This window comes from Longimicrobium sp., assembly GCF_035474595.1.
Lineage (GTDB): Bacteria > Gemmatimonadota > Gemmatimonadetes > Longimicrobiales > Longimicrobiaceae > Longimicrobium.
The window spans coordinates 138411-144554 of sequence record NZ_DATIND010000151.1 but is presented as its reverse complement, the minus strand read 5'-3'; the positions used below and the strand labels follow the sequence as shown (position 1 = coordinate 144554).

Below are 6144 nucleotides of genomic sequence, written 5' to 3'. Positions count from 1 at the left end.
TCGCGCGCTGGGCGCTGGCCGACACGTACGGTTTGAAGTTGGAGAAGTCGGGGCCGCTCTACGACTCTTTTAAAGTTGAGGGCGACAAGGTGCGCGTCTCGTTCAAACACGCAGGGGGCCTGAAGACGCGCGACGGCGCGGCGCCGTTCGTCTTCCATCTCCCCAACGCTCAGGCCGCGGCTTCCGCGTGGGCGGGAACGTGGGTGAGCCAGCCGTAGGTGTCGGGCACCTCGCCGCGCGCGATCCCCAGGAAGCGGTCTTGGATCTCCCCGGTCACCGGCCCGCGGCGCCCCGCGCCCACGGGAATGCGGTCCACCGAGCGCAGCGGCGTGAGCTCGGCCGCGGTGCCGGTGAAGAACGCCTCGTCGGCGATGTAGACGAACTCGCGCGGCAGGTTCTCCTCGCGCACCTCGTACCCCAGGTCCCTTGCGATGCGGATCACCGAGTCGCGGGTGATGCCGGCCAGGATGTTGGCCGAGATCGGCGGGGTGAAGAGCACGCCGTCGCGCACCACGAACAGGTTCTGCCCGGTGCCCTCGGCCACGTAGCCGTACGTGTCCAGCATGATGGCCTCGTGGAAGCCCAGGTCCTTGGCCTCCATCTTGGCCAGCTGCGAGTTCAGGTACGCGCCGCCCGCCTTCCCCAGCGAGGGAAAGGTGTCGGGCGCGGCGCGGCGCCAGCTGCTGATGCACGCGTCGACCCCGTTCTCCAGCGCGCCCTCGCCCAGGTACGTGCCCCAGATCCAGGCCACCACGAAGGTCTCCACGAAGCGGTCGTCGGCCAGGATCCCCATCTGCTCGCCGGTGCGGGCGATGAGCGGGCGCAGGTAGCAGTGCTTCACCCCGTTGGCGGCCACCACCTCGACGGCGGCCTCGCTCAGCGACTCGAGCGTGTGCTCGCAGGGGATGCGGTAGATGCGCGCGCTGTCCAGCAGGCGGCGCATGTGGTCCTGCAGGCGGAAGATGGCGGGCCCGTCGGAGGTCTCGTAGCAGCGGATCCCCTCGAACACACACGAGCCGTAATGGGCCACGTGGCTCATCACGTGGATGGTGGCGTCGCGCCAGTCGATCAGCTGCCCGTCGCGCCAGATCAGCCGCGTGGGTCCGTTGGCAGTGCTCATGTATCGGGTCCTTCCCCGGGCCGGCCGGGTCAACGGGTGTACAGCGCCGGAAACGCACATGTTGTATCCCGCACGCTCCGCGCCCGCAAGGCCGCCTCCCCACGCGCGAAGGGATTTTCCCCTCTTCCGACGCTCGGGACCCCATGCGAATCTCCGGTGCGCCGCCGGAGCACGGGCGGGCGCACGACCGACGCCATCGCAGGGAGGCCGGATGCTGGATCCGTTCGTCCGCAGGTTCATTCGCGCCAGCCTGCTCTGGCTGGGGCTGGGGGTGGGGATCGGGGTGTGGATGGCGGTCCGGCCCGCCGCGGCCGTCTACCGCCCCGCGCACATGCACGCGAACCTGCTGGGGTTCGTGAGCATGATGATCTTCGGCGTGGCGTACCACGTGATCCCGCGCTTCACCGGGCATCCGCTGCACAGCCGCCGCCTGGCCGGCCTGCACGTGTGGGTGGCCAACGCCGGGCTGGCGGCGATGGTGGCCGGCTTCATCCTCCGCGTCCACCTCTGGCGCGCGGGGGCGGCGCTGCTGGGCGCGGGCGGCACCGCCAGCGCGGTGGGCGCCTTCCTGTTCATCTACAACCTGTGGCGCACGCTGGACGAGCCCGTCCGCCGCGCCAGCGCCAACACGCTTCCGACGCTGGAGCGCGCGCCCGCCGCCCGCAAAAGCGCCTGAACCGATCTGGAGATCGCGAGATGCAGACCACGACCATCACCCCCGACACGACCGTCAACGACGCGTCCACGCGGTTTCCCGCCACGCTGCGCGTCTTCTCCGCCTGGGGGATCGACGCCTGCTGCGGCGGCGCCAAGCCCCTGGCCGAGGTCGCCGAGCGCCACGGCTTCGACCTCGACGCGCTCCTCGCCGACCTGCACGAGGCCACGGAAGAGGAGTAGCCGGCACACGAACGCAGGCGAGGTCCCGTCGTCCCGGCTGGATGGATCGTGCGCCGATCCGGCTTCCTCACCGCCGGCTGAAGTCGCAGCCTGCGCGAGGCTGTTCGGCCAGGCAGCGGAGTCGGGGAGGCGAGCTGGAGGCGTCCTGCCGGTTCAAATCGAGCGGAGATGCCGGGGCGGGGAGTCCGCGAAGGCGGACTTCGGGCCGTTGTTGCCGCGATTTCAATCGCCCTTCCACTCCCACCGGTGGCTGAAGCCACAGCCAGACGCGAGCGCTCCCGCCGGCCAGTGGCCGGCGGGAGCGCTCGATCTTCAGGGAGATGTGCTGCGGAGCGGCGTCAGCGGATCCGCGTGGCGCGGCCCTGCCTGTCGACGCTGGTGAGCGGGAGGTCCATCACGTCGTTGCCCAGCGGGATGGCGCCGGGCGCGGGGCCCTGGCGCGCGCTGAGCGTCAGGAAGAAGGCGTCCGCGGCCCCGGTGTTCACCGTGTAGCCGAAGTCCTGCAGCGAGCGCACGGTCAGCAGGCTCAGCGGCATGGGGCCCGCGTTGGCGTAGCCGGTCATCAGCTCGTTGGCCAGCACCGACTCGCGCCAGTGCACGTTGATGGTGCCGCTGGAGCCGGTGTTCTCCACCGGCACCTTGTTCCCGCCGGTGTAGGTGCTGCCGCCGATGGAGTTGAACCCGGCGATCCCGTTCGTGCCCGAGTAGTACGTGTCCAGCGGGGGCCCGCCCACCGGCGACGCGTTCTGCACCAGGCTGAAGTGCGGCTGCCAGAGCGAGCCGATCCCCAGGACGTGCCCCATCTCGTGCAGGATCACCGCGCTCAGCATGCCGCTGGCCTCCATCGACGGCATGTCGGCCGAGTCGAAGCGCATCCGTCCCACGAAGGGAAGGAACTCCGCCGAGCGCACGAAGCACGGCCCCGCCTGGCCCAGCACCGCGCCCGCGCCGTCGATCGGCTCCACGGTCGCGAAGATCATCAGGTCGTCGATGCTCAGGTTGAACGAGGGCGACCCCGTCCCGCAGCTTCCCGTTCCCAGCGTGTAGGCCAGGTCCGGCACGTCGCCCGTGATCACCCGCGACCATTTGGCCGCCGCGCTGTCGAACGCCGCCCGCTGCACCGCGCTCATCGCCGACGTGTAGCACAGGGTGATGCCGAACCCGATGCCGCCGCCGCCCGAGCAGCCGCTGGCCTTGAAGGTCACCGCCGACGCGCCGCCCAGCGCGGTGGCGCTCAGCGTGTTCATGGTCGCGGGCGAGCCCAGCACCCAGCTTCCCACCCGTGCAATCCCGCTGCCGTCGGTCGTGGTCGTGGCGCTGGTGACGGATCCCCCGCCGCCCGAGACGCTGAAGGTCACCGGCACGCCCGCCAGCGGAGCGTTGGACGCGTCGCGCACCAGCACCGCGGGCGCGGTGGGTACCGCCGAGCCGGCCATGGCCGCCTGGTTGTCGCCCGCGCTGATGGTGACCGTCGCCGGGACGGCCACGTCGATGCTGCGCTGCCCGCGCAGCCGCCGGCCCACCGCGTTCAGCAGCGAGGTGCCGATGCCGTTCCAGGTCACGGAGATCGACGTCTGCCCCGCCGAGAGCGCCGCCTGCGCGCCGAAGGCGGCGGGCGGGCCCGAGGTCTGGGTCAGGTTGAAGGTGTCGGGCTGCGTGAGCTTGTTGCCGTAGCGGTCCATCGACTTGATGGTGATGGCGTACGGCGAGCCGACGCTGGGGAACGACGGCGTTCCCGAGCGGAAGCTGGGGCCGCACGCGCTGCTGCTCTCGCCCGGGCGCAGCATCTCCACCCGCGAGTACGCGCCCGGCGCGGTGATGAAGGTGACCGGCGCGGCGGCCGTTCCCGCCGTGCGCACGGTGCAGATCTGCCGCTGCCCCGGGTAGTCGGCCACGTCCGCCGCGGGCGCGGTGCTCCCCGCCAGCACGGTGACCGTGGTCGCGCCCAGTGCCGCGGCGCGCTCGCGCAGGCGGCGCACGGCGGCGGTGTCCTGCCCCTCCTCGATGCTCTCCGTCAGCCGCGTCTCGCTGTCCTGCACCACCAGCGCCTGGAAGGTCAGGGTGAACACGTCCTGCGTGGCGGTGGCCTGCAGCGGCATGCGGAAGGAGACGGTCACCACGCCGTCGTACTGGTTCACGCTGGTGGGAACGGGGAGCTGGCGGTGGGTGGCCGCCGGGTCCCAGTTGCGCACCATGTAGCCGTACGGGAAGACGCTGGTGATGTCGCCGGTGGGCGGGATGGCGGCCACCTCGGCCTCCGTGAGCACCTGCAGCACGTCGGGATACAGCGCCAGCATGGTCACCAGGTCGCTCTTGATGGAGATGGCGCCCGTCGGCACCACCGAGGTGGCGATGGACGGGGCGGCATCGGTTCCGTCGAAGCGCTTCAGCGACGAGATGGGGGTGCCGGAGATGGTGTTCGGCCGCGAGGCCATCAGCAGCGTCACGTTGTTCAGCGCGGTTCCCGTCTGGTTGCGGATGCGGTAGGTGGCGGTCACGTACCGCTGCCCCCCGGCGGTGCGCGTCCCCTCGGTCCACGTCTGCACCGTCAGCGGCTCGAACACGATGCCGTTGGCCACCGTCAGCGACGCCCGCGGGCCGCCGGCGCGCGAGGCGACCGGCGTGATGCTGCCGCTCATCTGGCTGGTGCCGATGCCGCTGACCGTGATCTGCACCATCCCCAGCGGCATGGGCGGCGCCTTGGGCTGCTCGGGCGGCGAAGGAAGCGTCGGCCGCGCCGCGTCGTTCACGCAGGCGGACACGGCCAGGATCGTTGCGGCGGCGCAACAGGTGAAGCGAAGGCGCGTCATGGAGTCTCCAGATGGGAGAGTAGGGGGACCGGAAGCTTCGGAGCGCTGGGAAGTGGAGAGGCCGGGCCGGTGGAAGTGCCTGCTGGAGCGGCGGTTGGATGGATCGGGGGAAGAGCGTCCGCCGCGCCGCGGGAGGCGAAGGGCCCTGCTTTCGCCGGAGATCGGGCGGGACCGGCCGCCGCGCGGGTCATCCCCCCGGAGCCCTCTCGCGCCGCCGTTCCGGCCCGCGCCGGGCCGATTCGATCGCAGCACGATGTCCCGCTCGTCGCCCGCGGAAGAGCAAGGTCCTAGCCACCAAAGGAAACGTTCGACGGAGAGTCAGCGGTGGGCTCCCGGCGAGCCGAAGTTCTCCTCGCGGTCAGGTCTCTCCTCCAGTCGATTCTGGAGGATGGGGCGGCACCGTTTGTATGGAGATGAAGAGCGGGAAGGGCCTACCCGGCCGCGGGCGGGAGACTCGGGGCTGGAAACGGCGCCGGTTCCGTCTTCGGCCACGACCGCAGCTCGGGCGGGCCGCCGGCGGCGGGGAGGACGACGTAGGTGTAGTCGCGCAGCCAGTCGCCGGAGTTCACGTAGAAGCGCCCGGGCTCGACCTCCACCCGCGCGGCCACGTGCGCGTGGCCGGCCAGGACGAGGTCCAGCGCGGGGTCGGCGCGGAGCTGCTCCTCGGCCCAGTTCTGGATGAACGCCGCCCGGCCGGTGGCCGCCGCGTCGCCCTCCGCCTTCCGCTCGGTGCTGGACGCCACCCCCGCGATCCGCCGCCCGAAGTCGGGGTGCAGGAAGCGGAAGGCGGCGATGGAGACCGGGTGGCGGATGACCGTCTTCAGCGTGCGGTACTTGTAGTCGCCCTTCCCCACGCCGTCGCCGTGCGCCACGAGCGTCCGGCGGCCGGCCAGCGTCATCTCCACCGGGCCGTTCAGCAGCTCGATTCCCACCTCGTCGCGCAGGAAGCTGCCGGCCCACGCGTCGTGGTTGCCGCCCACGAACCACACCTTCACCCCCGCGTCCACCACGTCGGCCAGCGCGGCCAGCACGCGGTAGTGCTCGCGCAGGATCACCGAGCGGTACTCGAACCAGAAGTCGAACAGGTCGCCGTTGATGAGGAGCGACCGTGCCTCGGCCGCCACGTGGGCCAGGAAGCCGCGGAAGGCGCGCTCCGTCTCGCGCGGAACGGCGCCCAGGTGGGTGTCGGAAACGACGTAGACGGGCTTCTGGCTCATGGGGCGGGGAAGCTAGGCCGCGCCTTTCGGGGCCACAAGCCGCGCCGCCGCATTCGTTTGACACGCCGCGCCCCGCGCGGGTAGAATCCCCCCTCCGATA

Annotated in this window: 6 protein-coding genes; 3 read left to right on the top strand and 3 right to left on the bottom strand. The window is 71.4% G+C overall.

What is annotated here, in order from left to right; genetic code table 11:
- On the top strand, positions 1–218 hold a 218-nt coding region (locus VLK66_RS26025; protein ID WP_325312431.1), incomplete at its 5' end, for a hypothetical protein.
- Here VLK66_RS26025 and VLK66_RS26020 read toward each other — a convergent pair.
- A complete protein-coding gene (locus VLK66_RS26020; protein WP_325312430.1) occupies positions 170–1120 on the bottom strand; it encodes a branched-chain amino acid transaminase in 951 nt (316 codons plus the stop codon). The genes VLK66_RS26025 and VLK66_RS26020 overlap by 49 nt on opposite strands.
- A 211-nt stretch (positions 1121–1331) precedes the next feature.
- On the opposite strand from VLK66_RS26020, the gene VLK66_RS26015 reads away from it, so the two are divergent.
- Together VLK66_RS26015 and VLK66_RS26010 are read left to right on the top strand one after the other, a co-directional pair.
- Positions 1332–1796 (top strand): hypothetical protein, encoded by a 465-nt coding sequence (locus tag VLK66_RS26015; RefSeq protein ID WP_325312429.1) that lies wholly within the window; start codon positions 1332–1334, stop codon positions 1794–1796.
- Between the two features lie 20 nt (positions 1797–1816).
- A complete protein-coding gene (locus VLK66_RS26010; protein WP_325312428.1) occupies positions 1817–2017 on the top strand; it encodes a DUF542 domain-containing protein in 201 nt (66 codons plus the stop codon).
- Between the two features lie 338 nt (positions 2018–2355).
- On the opposite strand, the gene VLK66_RS26005 is transcribed toward VLK66_RS26010, so the two are convergent.
- A complete protein-coding gene (locus VLK66_RS26005; RefSeq protein ID WP_325312427.1) occupies positions 2356–4827 on the bottom strand; it encodes a leishmanolysin-related zinc metalloendopeptidase in 2472 nt (823 codons plus the stop codon).
- Between the two features lie 431 nt (positions 4828–5258).
- A complete protein-coding gene (locus VLK66_RS26000; RefSeq protein WP_325312426.1) occupies positions 5259–6044 on the bottom strand; it encodes a UDP-2,3-diacylglucosamine diphosphatase in 786 nt (261 codons plus the stop codon).
- Positions 6045–6144 lie beyond the last annotated feature (100 nt).